Source organism: Streptomyces paromomycinus, from assembly GCF_003865155.1.
GTDB lineage: Bacteria > Actinomycetota > Actinomycetes > Streptomycetales > Streptomycetaceae > Streptomyces > Streptomyces chrestomyceticus.
In genome coordinates this window covers 7454624-7473977 of the sequence record NZ_BHZD01000001.1, presented here as the reverse complement: position 1 = coordinate 7473977, position 19354 = coordinate 7454624, and the positions used below count along the sequence as shown (strand labels likewise).

At 70.4% G+C, this 19354-nt stretch carries 21 protein-coding genes and 1 pseudogene; 4 read left to right on the top strand and 18 right to left on the bottom strand.

The genetic code is table 11. The features are described from left to right. Position 1: 1 nt before the first annotated feature. From OEIGOIKO_RS32145 to OEIGOIKO_RS32115, 7 genes are all read right to left on the bottom strand, one after another. Positions 2 to 2032, bottom strand: coding sequence for an ATP-binding protein (locus OEIGOIKO_RS32145; RefSeq protein WP_125056980.1), 2031 nt, complete (start codon positions 2030 to 2032; stop codon positions 2 to 4). Between the two features lie 236 nt (positions 2033 to 2268). Continuing rightward, complete coding sequence (gene dapD, locus OEIGOIKO_RS32140; RefSeq protein ID WP_125056979.1) at positions 2269 to 3261, bottom strand: 2,3,4,5-tetrahydropyridine-2,6-dicarboxylate N-succinyltransferase; 993 nt, start codon at positions 3259 to 3261, stop codon at positions 2269 to 2271. A 137-nt stretch (positions 3262 to 3398) separates the two neighbouring features. Further along, entirely contained in the window at positions 3399 to 3974 is a 576-nt protein-coding gene (locus OEIGOIKO_RS32135) for a TetR/AcrR family transcriptional regulator (protein ID WP_125056978.1), read from the bottom strand. After that, positions 3974 to 4294 carry a DMT family transporter gene (locus OEIGOIKO_RS32130; protein ID WP_125056977.1) on the bottom strand — a complete coding sequence of 107 codons (321 nt, stop codon included), beginning with the start codon at positions 4292 to 4294 and terminating at the stop codon, positions 3974 to 3976. The genes OEIGOIKO_RS32135 and OEIGOIKO_RS32130 overlap by 1 nt, the downstream gene beginning before the upstream one ends. Before the next feature lie 79 nt (positions 4295 to 4373). After that, on the bottom strand, positions 4374 to 4739 hold the full coding sequence (locus OEIGOIKO_RS32125; protein ID WP_125056976.1) for a VOC family protein: 366 nt from the start codon (positions 4737 to 4739) through the stop codon (positions 4374 to 4376). 52 nt (positions 4740 to 4791) lie between these two features. Then, positions 4792 to 5019, bottom strand: coding sequence for a DUF397 domain-containing protein (locus OEIGOIKO_RS32120; protein WP_125056975.1), 228 nt, complete (start codon positions 5017 to 5019; stop codon positions 4792 to 4794). After that, positions 5006 to 5830: a helix-turn-helix domain-containing protein gene (locus OEIGOIKO_RS32115; RefSeq protein WP_125056974.1), complete on the bottom strand. Its 825-nt coding sequence runs from the start codon at positions 5828 to 5830 to the stop codon at positions 5006 to 5008. The genes OEIGOIKO_RS32120 and OEIGOIKO_RS32115 overlap by 14 nt, the downstream gene beginning before the upstream one ends. Before the next feature lie 119 nt (positions 5831 to 5949). Between OEIGOIKO_RS32115 and OEIGOIKO_RS32110 the strand changes: the two genes are divergently transcribed. Next, entirely contained in the window at positions 5950 to 6174 is a 225-nt protein-coding gene (locus OEIGOIKO_RS32110) for a hypothetical protein (protein ID WP_125056973.1), read from the top strand. Between the two features lie 74 nt (positions 6175 to 6248). On the opposite strand, the gene OEIGOIKO_RS32105 is transcribed toward OEIGOIKO_RS32110, so the two are convergent. Genes OEIGOIKO_RS32105 through OEIGOIKO_RS32070 form a run of 8 tightly spaced genes read right to left on the bottom strand, consistent with a single transcriptional unit; the run spans position 6249 to position 12924 of the window. Next, positions 6249 to 6584 (bottom strand): metal-sulfur cluster assembly factor, encoded by a 336-nt coding sequence (locus tag OEIGOIKO_RS32105; RefSeq protein WP_125047785.1) that lies wholly within the window; start codon positions 6582 to 6584, stop codon positions 6249 to 6251. After that, positions 6581 to 7039 carry a Fe-S cluster assembly sulfur transfer protein SufU gene (gene sufU / locus OEIGOIKO_RS32100; RefSeq protein WP_003983960.1) on the bottom strand — a complete coding sequence of 153 codons (459 nt, stop codon included), beginning with the start codon at positions 7037 to 7039 and terminating at the stop codon, positions 6581 to 6583. The genes OEIGOIKO_RS32105 and sufU overlap by 4 nt, the downstream gene beginning before the upstream one ends. A 20-nt stretch (positions 7040 to 7059) precedes the next feature. Continuing rightward, positions 7060 to 8316, bottom strand: coding sequence for a cysteine desulfurase (locus OEIGOIKO_RS32095; protein WP_125056972.1), 1257 nt, complete (start codon positions 8314 to 8316; stop codon positions 7060 to 7062). Then, the gene (gene sufC / locus OEIGOIKO_RS32090) at positions 8313 to 9077 is read right to left on the bottom strand and encodes a Fe-S cluster assembly ATPase SufC (protein ID WP_030021262.1); all 765 of its coding nucleotides are present in this window, start codon (positions 9075 to 9077) and stop codon (positions 8313 to 8315) included. The genes OEIGOIKO_RS32095 and sufC overlap by 4 nt, the downstream gene beginning before the upstream one ends. A 6-nt stretch (positions 9078 to 9083) precedes the next feature. Beyond that, entirely contained in the window at positions 9084 to 9419 is a 336-nt protein-coding gene (locus tag OEIGOIKO_RS32085; RefSeq protein WP_125056971.1) for a non-heme iron oxygenase ferredoxin subunit, read from the bottom strand. After that, positions 9416 to 10600 carry a Fe-S cluster assembly protein SufD gene (sufD, locus tag OEIGOIKO_RS32080; protein ID WP_125056970.1) on the bottom strand — a complete coding sequence of 395 codons (1185 nt, stop codon included), beginning with the start codon at positions 10598 to 10600 and terminating at the stop codon, positions 9416 to 9418. The genes OEIGOIKO_RS32085 and sufD overlap by 4 nt, the downstream gene beginning before the upstream one ends. 57 nt (positions 10601 to 10657) lie before the next feature. After that, a complete protein-coding gene (gene sufB / locus OEIGOIKO_RS32075; RefSeq protein WP_031007078.1) occupies positions 10658 to 12079 on the bottom strand; it encodes a Fe-S cluster assembly protein SufB in 1422 nt (473 codons plus the stop codon). Next, positions 12076 to 12924, bottom strand: a complete 849-nt coding sequence (locus tag OEIGOIKO_RS32070; RefSeq protein WP_125056969.1) for a helix-turn-helix transcriptional regulator — start codon at positions 12922 to 12924, stop codon at positions 12076 to 12078. The genes sufB and OEIGOIKO_RS32070 overlap by 4 nt, the downstream gene beginning before the upstream one ends. 360 nt (positions 12925 to 13284) lie before the next feature. On the opposite strand from OEIGOIKO_RS32070, the gene OEIGOIKO_RS32065 reads away from it, so the two are divergent. The 3 genes from OEIGOIKO_RS32065 (at position 13285) to OEIGOIKO_RS32055 (ending at position 16186) form a co-directional block, all read left to right on the top strand. After that, the gene (locus OEIGOIKO_RS32065; RefSeq protein WP_125056968.1) at positions 13285 to 14247 is read left to right on the top strand and encodes an ABC transporter ATP-binding protein; all 963 of its coding nucleotides are present in this window, start codon (positions 13285 to 13287) and stop codon (positions 14245 to 14247) included. After that, positions 14244 to 15050 (top strand): ABC transporter permease, encoded by an 807-nt coding sequence (locus OEIGOIKO_RS32060; protein ID WP_125056967.1) that lies wholly within the window; start codon positions 14244 to 14246, stop codon positions 15048 to 15050. The genes OEIGOIKO_RS32065 and OEIGOIKO_RS32060 overlap by 4 nt, the downstream gene beginning before the upstream one ends. A gap of 98 nt (positions 15051 to 15148) precedes the next feature. Next, a complete protein-coding gene (locus tag OEIGOIKO_RS32055) occupies positions 15149 to 16186 on the top strand; it encodes a COX15/CtaA family protein (RefSeq protein ID WP_125056966.1) in 1038 nt (345 codons plus the stop codon). On the opposite strand, the gene OEIGOIKO_RS32050 is transcribed toward OEIGOIKO_RS32055, so the two are convergent. From OEIGOIKO_RS32050 to OEIGOIKO_RS32040, 3 genes and pseudogenes are all read right to left on the bottom strand, one after another. Beyond that, positions 16150 to 17205: an amidohydrolase gene (locus tag OEIGOIKO_RS32050; protein ID WP_125056965.1), complete on the bottom strand. Its 1056-nt coding sequence runs from the start codon at positions 17203 to 17205 to the stop codon at positions 16150 to 16152. The two genes, OEIGOIKO_RS32055 and OEIGOIKO_RS32050, sit on opposite strands and share 37 nt — an antisense overlap. Positions 17206 to 17394: 189 nt before the next feature. After that, positions 17395 to 17778 (bottom strand): hypothetical protein, encoded by a 384-nt coding sequence (locus OEIGOIKO_RS32045; RefSeq protein WP_125056964.1) that lies wholly within the window; start codon positions 17776 to 17778, stop codon positions 17395 to 17397. A gap of 143 nt (positions 17779 to 17921) precedes the next feature. Next, positions 17922 to 18874, bottom strand: a pseudogene (locus OEIGOIKO_RS32040) (heme o synthase). Between the last annotated feature and the right edge of the window lie 480 nt (positions 18875 to 19354).

Below are 19354 nucleotides of genomic sequence, written 5' to 3'. Positions count from 1 at the left end.
GTCAGGGGGTCGGATGAGCACCGGGCTGCGCCGGGCGGATCCGCAGCGCCTTGACACCGCTTTCCGTGGCGACGAGGAGGATGCCGTCGGGAGAGAGATCGGTTCCCGTGAAGGGCGTGGCGGAGATCAGGACCGTGACGATCTGCTCGTCACCCTGCTGCTCGTCACCCTGCTGCTCGCCACGACGCCAGACGCGTACATAGTCGGCGCCGCGGCTGAGCCCGAGTGGCCCGGTGGCGCGCTCGTCGTCCGAAGGGCGCTGGATCCGGGCCGGGTCGGCATCGATGACGGCGCCGGTGGCGAGGTCCTGCACCAGCACGGCGGGGGCCGTGGGATCGTCGGCCTGCAACGGGCTCGCCCCCGTGGTGCCGTACGGCACCACGCTCACGGCGACCGCCTGCGCGGCGCCGTCCGACACGGCCGCGGGCGGGGCCGGGGCCACGGATGGGAGCAATGTGCCGACGGTCACGGCATCAGCCCCGGCGACCCGTACGCTCCACAGCGTGTGCCAGGGAAGCTCGGGCACGATGCGGCGCAGCACCGCCGCGTACTCCGGCAGTCCGTCTTCGACGAACGCGGTCTCCAGCAGCGCCGCCCGAAGAGTGGCGGGTGCCTGGGTACGGGTGAACAGCGGGGCCGTACGCAGATAGGTGCGCGCCGGCGCGTCCAACTGCTCCGGCGGTACGGCCTCCACCGCGGCGCGCAGCCGCACCGGATCGGCGTGGGCGAACAGGCCGGGGTCGGTGAGGAGCCGGGGAAGCAGACCGGCCTCCAGGGTGTGTCCCGCGATGTGATCGCGGACGTACGCCCCTGCCTTCGCCCAGTCCTGGTCGGGTACGGCCTCCAGCAACTCGATGGCGATACGCGCCTGAGCGCCCGGAACATCCGTAATGCCCGCCCGAACAGCCTCGCCGATGCCCGGGTGCTGCAATCCGAGGAGGGTCCGCTCGTCCTCGGGGACGTCTTCGCCGGCCCTCCCGACGGGCCGGATGAAGGGGGCGGCGAGCAGCATGCCCCGCGCCATGTCCTCGCTCATGTCCCGTTCGGCGACCGCGGAGGCGAGCGGGGTCAGCAGGGGCACGGGCAGGCCGTCGCCCTCGGCAAGGGCGAGGGGCGCGAGGATCTGCCGCAGGGTGCGGGGGTGCGAGCCGAGTCGCCGGGCGTGCAGATCGAGCGCTTCGTCGACGCTGCCGGGCAGTTGGTCCGTATCCGCCGGGTCGAACCCCTCCGGGTGCATCAGGATCGACTGCACGGCGAGCTGCACGGTGAGGCGGCTGCCCGCGCCGACTCCCGCGCGCCGGGCGATCGCCTCGGCGAGCGCGCGCCGAGCGTCAGGCTCGGTCGTGAAGGGCAGTTCCGGGGCGCCGAAATGCGGATCGAGCAGCGTCTCGGCCTGAAGCACCAGCCCTTCGGGGTCGGCCCACTCGGGTGCGTCGAGGTCGATGATCTGGGCCACGCCGGGCGGCAGGCTCTCGGCGAGCCCGGCGGCGAGCTCCCGGGGTACGTCGGCGAGCAGCCGTACGGAATCGAGGGCGGCGAGGGGCTTCAGCACGTCCCGCACCACGCGCGCGGGCTCACCCGTCCCCCGTACCGGACCGGCTCGGTCCACATCCGGCACCACGATCGTCACCGGCTGCCCGGACGACCGGAGTTGACCGAGTTCGGGAACGATGTCGGCGGTGCGGCGCGCGGCCAGCCCGTAGTGATCGGCGAGCAGCCACAGGGTCTGCGCCGCCGTCAGCCCGGCGACGCTCGGCACCGCGGGCGCAGGCAGGTCCGGAGGCACGGTCGCCGGATCGAGCGCGTCCAGTTCGAGCCCCATGCGGTGCTCCGGGTCGCAGAGCATCAGGAACCCCGTGAGCAGCCGCGAACAACCGGTGCCCGGGCTTCCGGTCAGGATGACGACCCGAGGGGCGCCCGGCCACTCCATCCGCCACGCGGCGAGCGCGCTCAGCGCGGCATCGCGTCCACCGATGTAGGGGTGAGGTTCATGGGCCTTTGTCCGTTTTGGGGCCTGGGTCGGGCTGGTCATCGTCTCCCCGTTGCACTGTCCGTCCGGCACCGTCAAGCCGCGTTGATCGTACGCTGTTCATCCTAGGCCGCTCCTTCCGCTTCACCGGGCCGACGACCTGGCGGACCACCGGGCGGACCACCGGGCAGCCCCCGGATCCCCCGATCCCCCCTGACGCACGAGTGCCCTTCCGGGCCGTCCTGGGACCATGGAAGGGCACTCGGACGGCCGCGGGGAGCGGCCGTCGTGGGGTGGGGTCAGTTGTGGCTGTGCAGCACGTCGTTCAGGCCGCCCCAGTTGGCCTTGTTGGGGCGGGCCTCGACGGTGCCGGTGGTGGAGTTGCGGCGGAAGAGGATGTTGTCGGCGCCGGAGAGCTCGGCGGCCTTGACGATCTGGCCGTCGGGCATGGTGACGCGGGTGCCCGCGGTCACGTACAGGCCGGCCTCGACCACGCACTCGTCGCCCAGCGCGATGCCGATGCCGGACTCCGCGCCGAGCAGGCAGCGCTCGCCGATCGAGATGATCTGCTTGCCGCCGCCGGACAGGGTGCCCATGGTGGAGGCGCCGCCGCCGATGTCCGAGCCGTCGCCGATGAGGACGCCCGCGGAGATGCGGCCCTCGACCATCGAGGTGCCGAGGGTGCCCGCGTTGAAGTTGACGAAGCCCTCGTGCATGACGGTGGTGCCGGCGGCGAGGTGCGCGCCGAGCCGGACGCGGTCCGCGTCGGCGATCCGTACGCCCGCCGGCATGACGTAGTCCGTCATGCGCGGGAACTTGTCGACACTGGTGACCTGGAGGTGCAGGCCCTCGGCGCGGGCGTTCAGGCGCGCGGTCTCCAGCCGGTCGACGGGCACCGGGCCGATCGAGGTCCAGGCGACGTTGGCCAGCAGGCCGAACATGCCCTCCAGGCTCTGGCCGTGCGGCTTGACCAGCCGGTGGCTGAGCAGGTGCAGGCGCAGGTACACGTCGTGCGCGTCCAGCGGCTTGTCGTCCAGCGAGGAGATGACCGTACGGACGGCCACGACCTCCACACCACGGCGCGGGTCCGGGCCGATCGCCTTCGGCGCGGCCTCGCCGAGCAGCTCGACGGCCCGCTCGTCGGTCAGCCGCTCGGTCCCGGCGGGGCCGGGGTCGGCCACCAGCTCGGGCGCGGGGAACCAGGTGTCGAGGACGGTGCCGTCGGTGGTGACGGTCGCGAGCCCGGCGGCGACGGCGCCGGTCGTACGGGAGGAGGTAGCAGCATCGGTCATGCCGAAAACCTAACCGGAGGGGGGCTGCGGTGGCGAACCGGGCGGCCCGTACGACCAGCACGCCCCGCGCGGCCACCGGAAACCACCCGCAAGCACCGGCAACCACCCGCAAGCACCCGCAACCACCGGCCCCCGCCTCAGCCGATCACCCTCGCCACCGCGTCCCGCACCTCTCCCCGGTCGAAGGCCCGCCCCGTCAGCAGATGTTGCAGCATCAACCCGTCGATCAGCCCGACCAGCGCCCGCGCCGTCCCTTTGTCCCCGGTCCGCCGCTCCAGCAGCTCGACCATCGCGTCGAGGCATTCGGCGGCAAGCGGCCGCACCGCCGCGTGCCGCAGCGCCGCGAGATACAGCTCGTACTCCAGCTCCACCCGAGCCCGGTCGCCGCCCCTGACCCCGCCTCCCTCTCCGCTTCCGCCGCCACCCAGCCACTCCTCGACCAGCCGCGTCACCTCGTCCGCGAGCGGGACCGAGGGGTCCACGCCCCGCACCCACACCTCGACACCGGCCAGCCACTCCCCGTTGACCTGCCGCAACGCCGCCGTCAGCAGATCGTCCAGCGAGGCGAAGTGGTATGTGGTCGACCCCAGCGGTACGTCCGCCTCGGCCGCCACCGCACGGTGACTGAGCCCGGCGATACCCCGCTCCCCCACCACACGGATCGCCGCGTCGATGATCCGCTGCGGCCGGTTCGGGTCGTAACGGCGCGGCATCAGTGCGTCCCGCCCAGATTCAGCACGACGACCCCCGCGATCACCAGCACCACCCCGATGATCCGCGCGGCCGTCGCCGCCTCCCCGAGAAACACCATCCCGATCGCCGCGACGACAGCCGTCCCGGCCCCGGACCAGATCGCGTACGCCGTCCCGACGTCCATCGTCTTCAGCGTCTTGGCGAGCAGCGCGAACGCGACGACGTACCCCAGCACCGTGCCCAGCGAAGGCCACAGCTTGCTGAAGCCGTCGCTGTACTTCATCGCGGTCGTCGCCAGGATCTCGGAGATGATCGCCGCGGCAAGCGTCACGTACACCATGCGTACGAGCGTACACAACGTTGCGTACGGCCGTACGCATCGCTGAGTACGCGACGGCGCGCGGCGATCACCGCCGCCCTCAGTCCAGCAACGACTTCTTCGGCCTCAGCACACAGAACTCGTTCCCCTCGGGATCTGCCAGCACCACCCACGACACGTCGTCGCCCTGCCCCACATCCGTCCGGCGCGCCCCGAGCCCGATGATCCGCTCGACCTCGGCGGCCTGGTCGTCCGGCGAGAGCTCGATGTGCAGCCGGTTCTTCCCCGCCTTCGCCTCCGGGACGGCGAGGAACCCGATGCCCGGCAGCGCGTTCTCGTCCACCGCGATGATCACTTCTTCCTCGTCCTCGTAGATGATGCGCCAGTCCAGCACCTGGGCCCAGAAGGTGGCGAGCCCCTTCAGGTCGTGCGCGTCGAAGGAGAGCTGATACAGAGAAACGGCCATACCCGCCAGTGTGCCTGGTGGGCATGGCCGTGTCAGGGGGTTGGACGGGCGGTCAGGTGCAGAACTCCCCGCGGTTGAGGGCGCTGACGAAAGCCGCGAACGCGTCGTGAGAGAAGACCAGTGCCGGGCCGTGGGGGGCTTTGGAGTCTCGTACCGGAACTATTCCGGCCGCCCCGCCCGCAACTTCGAGGCAGTTGGCCGCACTGCCCCCGCTGTAACTGGACTTGCGCCATTCCTTCAACACCGATGCGTCCGAGATGACGTGGCTATCGCGCTTCATCTTCGTACTCCTCAGCAACAGTCTTGATCAAGGCCAGCGAGTCCGCGTGCGACATGGCGTCACTCAGGGCGAGAGCGTAGGCGGTCTGTCCGTTGCGCACCATTGCCGGATCGTCGTACAGGGCGCCGGTGTACAGCCCCTCCACATAGGCGAGAGGCGGCTCGCCATCGAAGCACAGAAGCATGAGGCCGCTTTCCATCAATGGGTGCGCGCCGACCGAGAAAGGGAGAACGTGGAGGCGAACACGCTCACGCGCTCCCAACTCCGCGATGTGACGCAGTTGGGCTGCCATGACAGCCGGGCCCCCGACAGGTCGGCGCAACACCGCTTCGTCAAGGAGCTCCCACAATACGGGCGGGTCCGGGGTGTCGAGAATTTTGGCGCGCTTCAGCCGAGTGCCGATTACGTTGTCACAGTGCTCGCTGCTCTTCGGCGGAAAGAATGCCCCAAAAACCGCACGCGCGTACGCATCGGTCTGGAGCAGGCCGGGCACCAATGTGGCCGCATACTCGCGGATCATCGTGGCCTCCTGTTCGAGCAGCGCCACCTGCTCGAAATGATCGGCAATGAGCTTGCCGTCCAGCGTCGGCAGAAATCGGGTGAGAACGCCGCCCGTACCCAGCACTTGGTCCAGACGCCGCGCATCGTCCGATGAAGGCCGACGGCGCCCCGCCTCGATGTGAGCGATGTGGGTGCGGGACATGATGACCATCTCGCTCAGCTTTTCCTGGGTGAGGCCGGCGGCCTCCCGCTGCGCTTTCAGCTCCTCTCCGTAAGCCGTACGGGACTTCGGGATGCGCTTACCGACCATGCGGACAACTCCTCTGTGTGACCCACGCTTTGTCACTCCTCGCCTGCTGGCGAGCGTACTCACGGAGCTCCACTCTGTAAGCGAAAACAACTACCCCACCCCCTACGGAGGTACAGCGCATGACCCACCATTACGAGAACCTCTCCCCCGCCGAAACCGCCCGCGAAATCATGTGCGACCTCGGCGAAGCCGCCCGTGCCGTCGGCATCCAGTTCCCCAGTCTCCGGCTGGACCCGCACCCGGTTGCCGGGCTGGGCGCGCCCGCGCACCTCATCGAGACCGGGCGTATCAACATCGTCACGGCGGTTCAGATGACCGAGGTCTTCCGGGCAGCGCGGAAGTAGACGCGCAAACGCGAAAACGGCTGTGCCCGCCGGAGTTTCTCCGGCGGGCACAGCCGCAAAATGATCGCGTCCGATCAGACGTTGAACCCCAGTGCCCGGAGCTGCTCACGTCCCTCGTCGGTGATCTTGTCCGGGCCCCACGGCGGCATCCAGACCCAGTTGATCTTCAGTTCGCTGACGATGCCGTCCGTGGCGGACTTCGCCTGGTCCTCGATGACGTCGGTCAGCGGGCAGGCCGCCGAGGTGAGCGTCATGTCGATGGTGGCGATGTTGGCGTCGTCGACGTGGATGCCGTAGATCAGGCCCAGGTTGACGACGTCGATGCCCAGCTCGGGGTCGACGACGTCGTAGAGGGCCTCGCGGACCTCTTCCTCCGAGGCCGGCTTGGTGGTCACTGCGTTGTCGGTCATGCGGTTTTCGCCTCCTCGGAGAGGGCCTTGGCGGTGGCGTCCTTCCAAGCCATCCAGCTCAGCAGGGCGCACTTGACGCGGGCCGGGTACTTCGAGACGCCGGCGAACGCCACGGCGTCCTCCAGCACCTCCTCCATCGCGTCGTCCGGCTCCAGCTGGCCGCGGGACTGCATCAGTTCCAGGAAGGTCTCCTGGATCTTCTGCGCCTCGCCCAGCTCCTTGCCGACCAGCAGGTCGTTGAGCACGGACGCGCTGGCCTGGCTGATGGAGCAGCCCTGGCCCTCGTACGACACGTCTTCCACGGTCGCACCGTTGAGCCGTACGCGCAGGGTGATCTCGTCACCGCAGGTCGGGTTGACGTGGTGCACCTCGGCGTCGCCGTCCCGAAGACCGCGCCCGTGCGGGTGCTTGTAGTGGTCCAGGATGACGTCCTGGTACATGGAATCCAGCTTCACGGCTCAGTCAGTCCTCGTCCTCATCCGAAGAAGTTGCGGACGTGCTCCAGCCCCTCGACGAGGGCGTCGACCTCGGCCGGAGTGGAGTACAGGTAGAAAGACGCTCGCGTGGTCGCGGGAATTCCGTACCGCAGGCAGACCGGCCGCGCGCAGTGGTGGCCGACCCGGACCGCGATGCCCTGCTCGTCCAGCACCTGGCCCACGTCGTGCGGGTGGATGTCACCGAGCGTGAAGGAGATCGTCGCGCCGCGGTCCTCGGCCGTTGCGGGGCCGATGATGCGCAGGTCCGGGACCTCCAGCAGCCGCCGGACGGCGTACTCCGTCATGGCGTGCTCGTGCGCGGCGATGTTCTCCATGCCGATCGAGGAGAGGTAGTCCACGGCCGCGCCGAGGCCGACGGCCTGCGCGATCGGGGGCGTGCCCGCCTCGAACTTGTGCGGCGCGGGGGCGTAGGTCGAGGAGTGCATCGAGACCGTCTCGATCATCTCGCCGCCGCCGAGGAACGGAGGCAGGTCCTCCAGGAGTTCCTGGCGGCCCCACAGGACACCGATGCCGGTCGGGCCGCACATCTTGTGGCCGGTGAAGGCCACGAAGTCGGCCTGGAGGGCCTGCACGTCCAGCACCATGTGCGGGGCGGCCTGCGAGGCGTCGATGCAGACCAGCGCGCCGACCTCCTGGGCGCGGCGGATGATCGCCTCGACCGGGTTGACGGTGCCCAGCAGGTTGGAGACGAGCGTGAAGGAGACGATCTTCGTACGGTCGGTGATGACCTCGTCGATCGTGTCCAGGTCGAGCCGGCCGTCGTCGGTCAGCCCGAACCACTTCAGCTTCGCGCCGGTGCGCTGCGAGAGCAGCTGCCACGGCACGATGTTGGAGTGGTGCTCCATCTCGGTGATGACGATCTCGGTGTCGTGGTCGACCCGGTACGGCTCGTCCGCCCAGCCGAGCATGTTGGCCACGAGGTTCAGCGACTCCGAGGCGTTCTTGGTGAAGATCACCTCGTCGCGGCTGGGCGCGTTGACGAAGGCGGCGACCTTGTCGCGCGCTCCCTCGTACAGCGCCGTGGCCTCCTCGGCGAGCACATGCACGCCGCGGTGGACGTTGGCGTTGTAGCGCTCGTAGTACCCGTTCAGCGCGTCGAGCACCTGGCGGGGCTTCTGGGAGGTGGCCGCGTTGTCCAGGTACACGACCTTCTTCCCGTCATGGATCTGTCGGTCCAGGATGGGGAAGTCCTTGCGGATCGCCTCTGTGTCGAGGAGGCCCGGCAGCTTTGTCACGCGGTTGCGCCACCCTTCACGTACTCCTCGTAGCCCTCGGCCTCCAGCTTGTCCGCCAGCTCCGGGCCGCCGGACTCGGCGATCCGGCCGTTGGCGAAGACATGCACGTGGTCGGGCTTGATGTAGCGGAGAATCCGGGTGTAGTGGGTGATCAGCAGGGTGCCCACGTCACCGGACTCGCGGACGCGGTTGACGCCCTCGGAGACGACGCGCAGCGCGTCGACGTCCAGGCCGGAGTCGGTCTCGTCGAGGATCGCGATCTTCGGCTTGAGCAGCTCCAGCTGGAGGATCTCGTGGCGCTTCTTCTCACCGCCGGAGAAGCCCTCGTTGACGTTGCGCTCGGCGAAGGCCGGGTCCATGGACAGCCGCTCCATGGCCTCCTTGACCTCCTTGACCCACGTACGCAGCTTGGGGGCCTCGCCGCGGATGGCGGTGGCGGAGGTACGCAGGAAGTTGGAGACCGAGACGCCGGGGACCTCGACCGGGTACTGCATGGCGAGGAAGACGCCGGCGCGGGCGCGCTCGTCGACGGACATCTCCAGGACGTCCTCGCCGTCGAGGGTGACGGTGCCGCCGGTGATCGTGTACTTGGGGTGACCCGCCAGCGAGTAGGCGAGGGTGGACTTGCCGGAGCCGTTGGGGCCCATGATGGCGTGCGTCTCGCCCTGCTTCACGGTCAGGTCGACGCCCTTCAGGATCTCGCGCGAGCCGTTCTCGGCTTCGACGGAGACGTGCAGGTCGTGGATCTCAAGCGTTGCCATGGGGACTCAGGACTCCTGGGTGACGGAGACGAGCACGGAAGCGTCCGCGCCCTCTCCTTCGATCTTTACGGGGTATACGGGGACGGGCTGCGTGGCGGGGAGCCCGGACGGCTTGCCGGTGCGCAGGTCGAAGCTGGAGCCGTGCAGCCAGCACTCGATCGCGCAGTCGTCCACCTCGCCCTCGGACAGGGAGACGTTCGCGTGCGAGCAGATGTCGTTGATCGCGAACACCTCCCCCTCGGTACGGACGAGGGAGACCGGCACGCCGTCGATCTCGACGCGCTTGGGGCTGTCCTCCTCCAGCTCGGCCAGCCCGCAGGCGCGTACGTAGGCCGGGCTCATGCCACGGATGCTTCCAGCTCGGCCTCGATCTTGGCGATCAGGCGCTCCTCGACGTCCGGCAGGCCGATCTGCTGGACGAGTTCGGTGAAGAAGCCGCGGACGACCAGCCGGCGGGCCTCGTCGGCCGGGATGCCGCGGGCCATCAGGTAGAACAGCTGCTCGTCGTCGAAGCGGCCGGTCGCCGAGGCGTGGCCGGCGCCGACGATCTCGCCGGTCTCGATCTCCAGGTTGGGCACCGAGTCGACCCGCGCGCCGTCGGTCAGCACGAGGTTGCGGTTGAGCTCGTAGGTGTCCGTGCCGGTGGCGGCGGCCCGGATGAGCACGTCGCCGATCCAGACGGCGTGCGCGTCCTGGCCCTGGAGGGCGCCCTTGTAGACGACGTTGGAGCGGCAGTTGGCCGCCTCGTGGTCGACGAAGAGGCGGTGCTCCTGGTGCTGGCCGTTGTCGGTGAAGTACAGGCCGTAGAACTCGGCCTCGCCGCCGGGGGCCGCGTAGGTCACGCGCGGGTGCAGCCGGACCACGTCGCCGCCGAAGGTGACGACCACGGACTTGAAGCCGGCGTCCCGGCCGACCAGCGCGTTGTGCTGGCCGACGTGGACGGCGGTGTCGTCCCAGTCCTGCACGGAGACGACGGTCAGCTTGGCGCCGTCGCCGATCAGGTAGTCGACGTTGGCGGCGAGCGTCGCGTCGCCGGTGTGGTCGATGACGACGACGGCCTCGGCGAACGCGCCCAGCTCGATCACCTGGTGGCCGAAGGCCGTGCCGCCCTCGCCGTGCACCGCGATGCGGATCGGCTCGGTGAGCACCGTCTCCTTGGGCACCGTGATGACGGACGCCTTCTCGAAGGAGCTGTACGCCTGGGCGGCGATCCGGTCGACGGGCTTGCCGGCCTTGCCGACCCGCGGGTCGTCGCGCTCGACGAGCTCGTGGGTGACGCCCTCGGGCGCCGTGATGTCGATCTTCAGGTCGGCGCCGGACGCGACGGCGGTGCCGTCGTGCAGGCCCTTCAGGCGCGCGAGGGGGGTGAAGCGCCACTCCTCCTCGCGGCCGTGCGGCACCGGGAAGTCCGCCACGTCGTAGGACGGCGGGGCGCTCATCCGGGTGGCGACGGTGGACTCGGCGGCCACCGCGATCGAACCGGTGGTCGTGGACCCCGCCGGGATTGTCGAAGCCTCAGCCATGGCTGTCGTCGTGCTCTCTTCCTCGTTGAGAATCAGTCGCTGCGTGGGCGAGGGGCGTCAGCCGACCGCGCCTTCCATCTGCAGCTCGATCAGCCGGTTCAGCTCCAGCGCGTACTCCATGGGCAGCTCGCGGGCGATCGGCTCGACGAAGCCGCGCACGATCATCGCCATCGCCTCGTCCTCGGACAGGCCGCGCGCCATCAGGTAGAAGAGCTGGTCGTCGCTGACCTTGGAGACGGTCGCCTCGTGGCCCATGGTGACGTCGTCCTCGCGGACGTCCACGTACGGGTAGGTGTCCGAGCGGGAGATCGTGTCGACGAGCAGGGCGTCGCACAGGACGTTGGACTTGGAGCCCTCGGCGCCCTCGCCGATCTCGATCAGACCGCGGTAGGACGTACGGCCACCGCCGCGCGCCACCGACTTCGAGACGATGTTGGAGGACGTACGGGGAGCCATGTGGACCATCTTGGCGCCCGCGTCCTGGTGCTGGCCCTCGCCCGCGAAGGCGATGGACAGGGTCTCGCCCTTGGCGTGCTCGCCCATCAGGTAGACGGCCGGGTACTTCATCGTCACCTTGGAGCCGATGTTGCCGTCGACCCACTCCATGGTCGCGCCCTCGTAGGCGACGGCGCGCTTGGTGACCAGGTTGTAGACGTTGTTCGACCAGTTCTGGATCGTCGTGTAGCGGCAGCGGCCGCCCTTCTTCACGATGATCTCGACGACCGCGGAGTGCAGCGAGTCGGACTTGTAGATCGGGGCCGTGCAGCCCTCGACGTAGTGGACGTAGGCGTCCTCGTCGACGATGATCAGCGTCCGCTCGAACTGACCCATGTTCTCGGTGTTGATGCGGAAGTACGCCTGGAGCGGGATGTCCACGTGCACGCCCTTGGGGACGTAGATGAACGAGCCGCCGGACCAGACCGCGGTGTTCAGCGAGGCGAACTTGTTGTCGCCGGCCGGGATCACCGTGCCGAAGTACTCCTTGAAGAGCTCCGGGTGCTCCTTGAGCGCGGTGTCGGTGTCCAGGAACAGGACGCCCTGCTGCTCCAGGTCCTCGCGGATCTGGTGGTAGACCACCTCGGACTCGTACTGCGCGGCGACACCCGCGACCAGCCGCTGCTTCTCCGCCTCGGGGATGCCCAGCTTGTCGTAGGTGTTCTTGATGTCCTCGGGCAGGTCCTCCCAGGAGGCGGCCTGCTGCTCCGTGGAACGCACGAAGTACTTGATGTTGTCGAAGTCGATGCCCGACAGGTCCGAGCCCCAGTTCGGCATGGGCTTCTTGTCGAAGAGCTTCAGGCCCTTGAGGCGGAGCTTGAGCATCCACTCGGGCTCGTTCTTCTTGCCCGAGATGTCGCGGACGACCTCCTCGGACAGGCCGCGCTTGGCGGAAGCGCCGGCCACGTCGGAGTCGGCCCAGCCGTATTCGTACGTGCCCAGGCCCTCAAGCTCAGGGTGAGCAGTCTCCGTGGGGAGAGTCATGCGGGGTTCCTCCCGGCCGTGCTTGCAGAAGCATTGGTGGTCTTGGTGGTGCGGTGGGCGGTCTTGCCGGCGGCCTCGCGGCCCTTCGGGACGAAGGTCGTGCAGACACCGTCGCCGTGGGCGATGGTGGCAAGACGTTGCACGTGGGTCCCCAGCAGGCGGGAGAAGACCTCGGTCTCCGCCTCGCACAGCTGCGGGAACTGCTCGGCGACGTGGGCGACCGGGCAGTGGTGCTGGCAGAGCTGCTCACCTAGCTGATGACTGGGCGCGCTGCGTGCCGTAGCAGCGTACCCGTCCGCGGTCAACGCCTCGGCAAGTGCCTGCGTACGTCCTTCGGGGGACGCGGACTCCACGCTCGCGCGGTAGCCCTCGGCCAGCGCGGCGAAGCGGGCGCGGGCGAACGCCGCGATCGCGGCCTCGCCCAGCTCGCCGCCGCCCGCGCTCTCCGCGATCCAGCGCAGCGCGTCGGCGGCTAGCTGGTCGTAGGACTGGTCGAAGGCGTCCCGGCCGCAGTCGGTGAGCGCGAAGACCTTGGCCGGGCGGCCGCGGGTGCGCGCGCCGTAGACGCGCTTCTCGCGGGGCTCGACCACGTTCTCCGCGACGAGGGTGTCGAGATGGCGGCGGACGGCCGCCTGGGTCAGCTCCAGCCTGAGGGCCAGCTCGGCCGCGGTGGACGGACCGTGGTCGAGGATCGAACGCGCGACGCGGTTGCGCGTGCCCTGCTGCTCGTCGTGGTGCGGCGCGGCGCCGGAGGCGGACCGCGTCGTCCGCGCGGGCGCAGGACGGTCCGGCCCGCCGGCCGGGCGGGCCGCGGTGCCTTCCTGTTCCTCGCTCGCGTATTTCACAACGCCATTGTTGCGTAATTCCTCAGGCCGAGACAACCCTCGGCAGGATCACGGACCGGTGGTCTCGATCACTTAGGGTCACCTAATTGCCGCATCGGTCCGGACCTCGTACGAGTGTGCCGACACCCCGACTGACCTGCCATTTTGCCTGCCCCGACGAGAGTCGGCGAGCCACCTCGCACCCCCGGCCCCAGGCCCGGAAGATCTACACACCGCACAGGGCCGCCCCGCTCCCCCACCCGGAGGAGGCCGTACTTTTTGTCGCGCGAGTCCGCCTTTTCCGGTTCCTGAAGCGGCGGGAGCCGGTACCTTTTCGCCCCCGCTCCTGCCGGCACCCCCGCGCTTCGTAGACTGCCGGTCATGCGCAGCGCCTCCTCCGGGGACACCCCCCGGACCCCCGGCCGTCCGCCTGCCGTCGAGGTCACCGGCCTGGTCAAGCGGTACGGCACCAAGACCGCGGTGGACGGCCTCGACCTCAGGGTCGAGGCGGGCTCGGTCACCGCCGTCCTCGGGCCCAACGGCGCCGGGAAGACCACCACCGTCGAGATCTGCGAGGGCTACCGCCGCGCCGACGCGGGCACCGTCCGCGTCCTGGGCCTGGACCCGGTCGCCGACGCCGCGGCGCTGCGCCCCCGTATCGGCGTGATGCTCCAGTCCGGCGGCGTCTACGCGGGTGCCCGGGCAGAAGAGATGCTGCGGCACACCGCCAGTCTGCACGCGCACCCCGTCGACGTGGACCTCCTCATGGAGCGGCTGGGTCTGGGCAGCTGCGGCCGTACGAACTACCGGCGGCTCTCCGGCGGGCAGCAGCAGCGGCTCGCGCTGGCCATGGCCGTCGTGGGCCGCCCCGAACTGGTCTTCCTGGACGAGCCGACGGCCGGGCTGGACCCGCAGGCCCGGCACGCCACCTGGGACCTCGTACGGGAACTGCGCGCCGACGGCGTCAGCACCGTACTGACCACCCACTTCATGGACGAGGCCGAGCAGCTCGCCGACGACGTCGCGATCATCGACGGCGGCCGGGTGATCGCTCAGGGCAGCCCGGAGCAGCTGTGCAAGGGCGGCGCCGAGAACACCCTGCGCTTCACCGGCCGCCCCGGCCTCGACCTGGGGGCGCTGCTCAAGGCGCTGCCCGCGGAGAGCGCCGCGGCGGAGCTGACGCCCGGCACGTACCGGGTGACCGGCAAGATCGATCCCCAGTTGCTGGCGACCGTCGCCTCCTGGTGCGCGCAGCACGGCGTGCTGCCGGACGCCATAGCGGTCGAGCGGCACACCCTGGAGGACGTCTTCCTCGAACTGACCGGCAAGGAGCTGCGTTCATGACCGCCACCGGCACGACGGACCGGGACGGCGCGGCCGGCGCCGCCGGCACCTTCGCCCCCCGGCCGGGCGCGGCGCCGCTGCCCCGGATGATCCGTGCGCAGGCCCTCCTCGAAACGAAGATGCTGTTGCGCAACGGCGAGCAGCTGCTGCTGACCGTCGTCATCCCGACGCTGCTGCTGGTGCTGTTCTCCGCCGTCGACATCGTCGACACGGGCGCGGGCAAGGCGGTCGACTTCCTGACGCCGGGCATCCTGGCGCTGGCCGTCATGTCCACCGCCTTCACCGGGCAGGCCATCGCGACCGGCTTCGAGCGCCGCTACGGCGTCCTGAAGCGGCTGGCCGCGTCGCCGCTGCCACGCTGGGCGCTGATGACGGCGAAGACCTGCTCGGTGCTGGTGACCGAGATCCTCCAGATCGTGCTGCTGACGGTGATCGCGTTCGTGCTGGGCTGGTCTCCGCACGGCAATCCGCTGGCCGTGGTGCTGCTGCTCGTCCTCGGTACGGCGGCGTTCTCCGGGCTCGGCCTGCTGATGGCGGGCACCCTCAAGGCAGAGGCGACCCTGGCGGCGGCCAACCTCGTCTTCCTGCTGCTGCTGGTGGGCGGCGGCGTGATCGTGCCGTTGGACAAGTTCCCGGACGCGGCGCAGTCGGTGCTCGGCCTGCTGCCGATCTCCGCGCTGTCGGACGGCCTGCGGGACGTCCTCCAGCACGGCGCGGGCATGCCGTGGGGCGACCTCGGCATCCTCGCGGTGTGGGCGGTGCTCGGGCTGGGCGCGGCGGCCAAGTTCTTCCGCTGGGAGTAGGCCGACGGGGCAGGGCATGACCTGCGGATATGTGAGCGGCCCGCGCGTTGCCCACCCCCTCGTGAAACTTTGCACAAGCCGCCGCCTACGATGGCTGCGTGCCGAACACGTGGAACCCCTTTGAGCTGATCGCGCGCCGCTGGCAGCCGAGCGCCGCCTTCGTACGGCGGGCCGCGCTGGCCACCGTCGTGATGTCCGTCGTCATCGTCGTGACCGGCGGCGCCGTCCGGCTCACCCAGTCCGGGCTGGGCTGCTCGACCTGGCCCAAGTGCACCCCGGACAGTCTGACGCCGACCGCCGCGATGGGCATCAACGGCCTGATCGAGTTCGGCAACCGGCTGCTGACGTACGTGCTGTGCGCGTTCATCGGCGTGTTCATCATCGCGGCCCGGGCGCGCGCGCCCCGGCGCCGCTCCCTCACCCGCCTCGGCTGGGCGATGTTCTGGATCGTCATGGGCAACGCCGTCTGGGGCGGCATCGTCGTCCTGACCGGCCTGAACCCGTACCTGGTCGCCGCGCACTTCCTCCTCACCACCGCCCTGCTCACGGTCTCCGTGCTGGCCTGGCGGCGCGCCGCCGAGGGCGACGAGGAGCCGCGCGACCTGGTCGCCCGCCCGGTGCGCCAGCTCGCCGGGCTGCTGGTCCTGGCGACCGGCGTACTCACCGTCATCGGCACGGTCGTCACCGGCGCCGGGCCGCACGCGGGCGACGCCAAGAAGGTCCACCGCATCCCGGTGGACTGGCACGAGATCACCCAGCTGCACGTCGACTTCGTCTACATCGTCGTCGGCCTGTCCGTGGCCCTGTGGTTCACGCTGCGCGCCGTCAAGGCACCGGCCGCGCCGCGCCGCATGATGCTGGAGCTGTTCGGCTGCATCGTGCTCCAGGGCGTCATCGGCTACATCCAGTACTTCGCGGGCCTGCCGGAGATCGTCGTCGGCCTGCACATGCTGGTCTCCACGCTGGTGTGGATCTGCGTACTGCGGATCTACCTGGCGCTGCGCGACCGCGGCCCCGTACCGGCCGGCCCGGCCGGCTCCCCCGACGGCGTCGGCACCGCTCCGGCCGCGGACGCCGAGGTGCCCGCCCCCGCCGAACCTCAGCCGGCCGCCGGGACCTCCGCCTCCAGCCGGTAGACGCGGCGCGCGGTCCCGGACGCGACCATGGCGGTGATCCGCCCCGCGTCCGCCCGCGCGCACATGCCTTCCTCCGTCCACTCCCGTACGACCCGCTCGACGGTCCGTACGAAGAAGCGCGCGCCCGTCACGTACAGCTCGGGCAGCGCCCGCGCCCCCGTGGAGAACAGCAGCTTGCCGAACGGGGCCTGCCTGAGCGTTTCCTCCGGGTCCGGTCCGGCGTCCGCGTAGACGTGCGGATGGACGGCGGCCAGCTGCGCCGCGCGGCGGTGGTGCGGCGGCCGGGGCAGCAGCACCAGGTCCGTACCGATACCGGTGGTGGCCTGCAAGAACCCCGCCAGCGGCAGCGGGTCGGGACCGTGCAGCTGTACGGGTACGCCGGTGGCGACCGCGCTCCACAGCAGATGCCGCAGCAGCGACGGCTCGGCCAGCCGCTCCCCCGGTTTGCGGCCCCGCAGCCACCGCTCGGCCGCGCGCCGCACCTCGCCCGCCTCCGGGGCGCGGCCCTCGCAGAAGGGGGCGCCGGAGGCGAAGGCGGTGGCGTCCTGGGCGGCCGCGTAGATCGCTTCGGCCGTGTAGCCGATGAAGGAGTCGACGCTGCCGGAGGTGTCCGCGATCTGCTCGGCGAGCGGTTCCAGCCGTACGACCTCGTGGGCGCGGGCCTCGGCTGCGGCGGCCAGCTCACCGGCCGTGGTCAGCTCGCTGGGGGCGCCGGTCTCCAGCAGGAACGTGCCGATGCCGGCGCCGCGCAGCAGCAGGCGGCTCGCGTGGAAGGTACCCAGCTCCCGTCTGCGGGCCAGGTAGCGGGCGGGCGGGCAGTGCGCCTCCAGGCCCAGCAGGGGCGGGCACCAGCGGCGTACGCCGAGGCCGGTCCAGCTGTCGAAGAAGGTGGTGCCGGCGGGTGCCGGGCCGTGGCCGCCGGAGGCGGCGGCCAGATGCGCCTCGAAGGCGCCGAGCCCCAGGTCCCCGTGGAGCGCGCCGTGGCTGTGCTGGTCCACGAGCGGTGGCAGTCGGTCCATCCGCCCCTCCTCGCCGAAACCGTCGGAGCCGAAGACGCCCGCGGCGCCGAAAGCCCACCCGGCGCGGCACGGACGCCGCCCCTGGTGGGCTCAACGGACGACGTGGTCGTCAGGTAGCGGGCCGGGCCGCGCGGCCCGTTCGAACCGGGTCGCACCGGCGCTCCCGCGGCCCCTGACCCGGCCCCGGCTTCAGGAGTTGGCCGGGCCACCCACCTGGATGCCCGCCATCCGCGACCATTCGTACGGGCCGGTGCGCACCTTGGCCGCGAGGTCGCCGTCGAATTCCTCGTGCAGGGTGACCCCGGCCCGCTCGGCCGCGGCCCGCGCGACGTCCTGCGTCCCGGCGACGAGGTTGCCCCACTGGCCGTCCGCGCCGACCAGCGCGATCCGGACGCTGCCGCGGGCGATGTGGGCGAGCTGGCCGTCGGCGCTGCCGCCGTGGGAGGCGGCGAAGGCCGCGATCTCCTTGGCCAGCCGGGCGGTCCGCCGCTCGGCCCGCTTGTCCGCCCGGCCCGGTGCTGGCTGCCCGCCGGCCTGCTCGTCCACCGCGTCCGCCTGCTGTGTGTCTGCCATGGACAGGATGCTACCCGTCGGTAATCGGCGACGGAAGGGCTGTCCGGGGCGGCGGAAGAGCCGTCCGGGGCACCGCGCACACGCCGCGGGCCCGCCACGAACGGATCGTGACGGGCCCGGCGGGAAACTCTCGGCGGCAGCCCCTACCAGCGCAGGAACGGGTCCACGGCGATGGCGACGAACAGCAGCGACACATAGGTGATCGACCAGTGGAACAGCCGCATCTCCTTCAGCTTCGGCCCGGTGATCCCGGCCTTGGCGCGGGCCTGGAGGGCATGCGCCTCCTTCAGCCAGAAGGCGCCGCAGAGCACCGCCACCACCGTGTAGAACCAGCCGGTGTAACCGAGCGGCTGGAGCAGCAGCGACACCAGGACCATCACCCAGCTGTACGCCACGATCTGCCGCGCCACGGCCTTGTTGCCCGCGATGACCGGCAGCATCGGCACGCCGACCCGCTCGTAGTCGTCCTTGGCCTTCATCGACAGCGGCCAGTAGTGCGGCGGCGTCCAGAAGAAGATGACGAGGAAGAGGACGGCGGAGGCCCAGGAGACGGTGTTGGTCACCGCGGACCAGCCGATGAAGACCGGCATGCAGCCCGCGATGCCGCCCCAGACGATGTTCTGCGCGGTACGCCGCTTGAGGATCATCGTGTAGACGACGACGTAGAAGAGCAGGGCCCCGAGCGACAGCATCGCCGACAGCGGGTTGACCAGGAACCAGAACCAGGCGGTCGAGCCGACCGCCAATGCGGTCGCGAAGACCAGGCACTCGCGGGGGAGACCATTCCGGTGACCAGGGGCCGCTGCGAGGTGCGGTCCATCAGGGCGTCGATGTCGCGGTCGATGTACATGTTGTACGCGGCCGCGCCGCCGGCGGAGAGATAGCCGCCCACGCAGGTGGCCAGCACCAGCCAGAGGTCGGGCACCCCGCCGGCCGCCAGGAACATCACCGGCACCGTCGTCATGAGCAGCAGCTCGATGACGCGCGGCTTGGTCAGTGCCACGAACGCCTTGACGCGGGCCCCGAACGGACGGTGACCTGAACCCTGCGGTCCCTGGGCTAGGACCCCCGCAGGACGGGATTCGACGGCCGTCACGCACACCCCTGGAAGTAACATCAGCGGCTTGCGCCGCGAAGATAAGGCCAGCAAGCGTTCCCGGCCGTGAAGACCCGGTTAAGGCTTGCGCGTACCACGCCACTTTAGACGTTGGCCATACGACGGCCTTCGCGGGGGTGGGGTCGTGTTGAGGGGGTACCGGGACCACTGGGGCCCTGCCCCCGGCGGGTTGCGGCGTGTGCGGTGTCCCGGTTCCGCACGCCCGCCCGGGCCCCGTCGCCGCTTCGCACGGGCGCGCCTCCGCGGGGGCCCCGCCCGCCGTTCACGCCGTTCAGGAGGCGAAGGCGGGCAGCGCCCGGCAGGCTGGAGTGGTGGCCGTCTCGTCCGGGACGGGAATGCCCGGAGTCCGAAATTGGTTGCCTAAGGCGTCGAGTTTTCCCGGGGTGAGCTGCCGACGCTCCGTCGAAAAGACGGCCGTAGCTGCAGGGGTAGGCTCGACAACGCCCGGCGGACAAACCG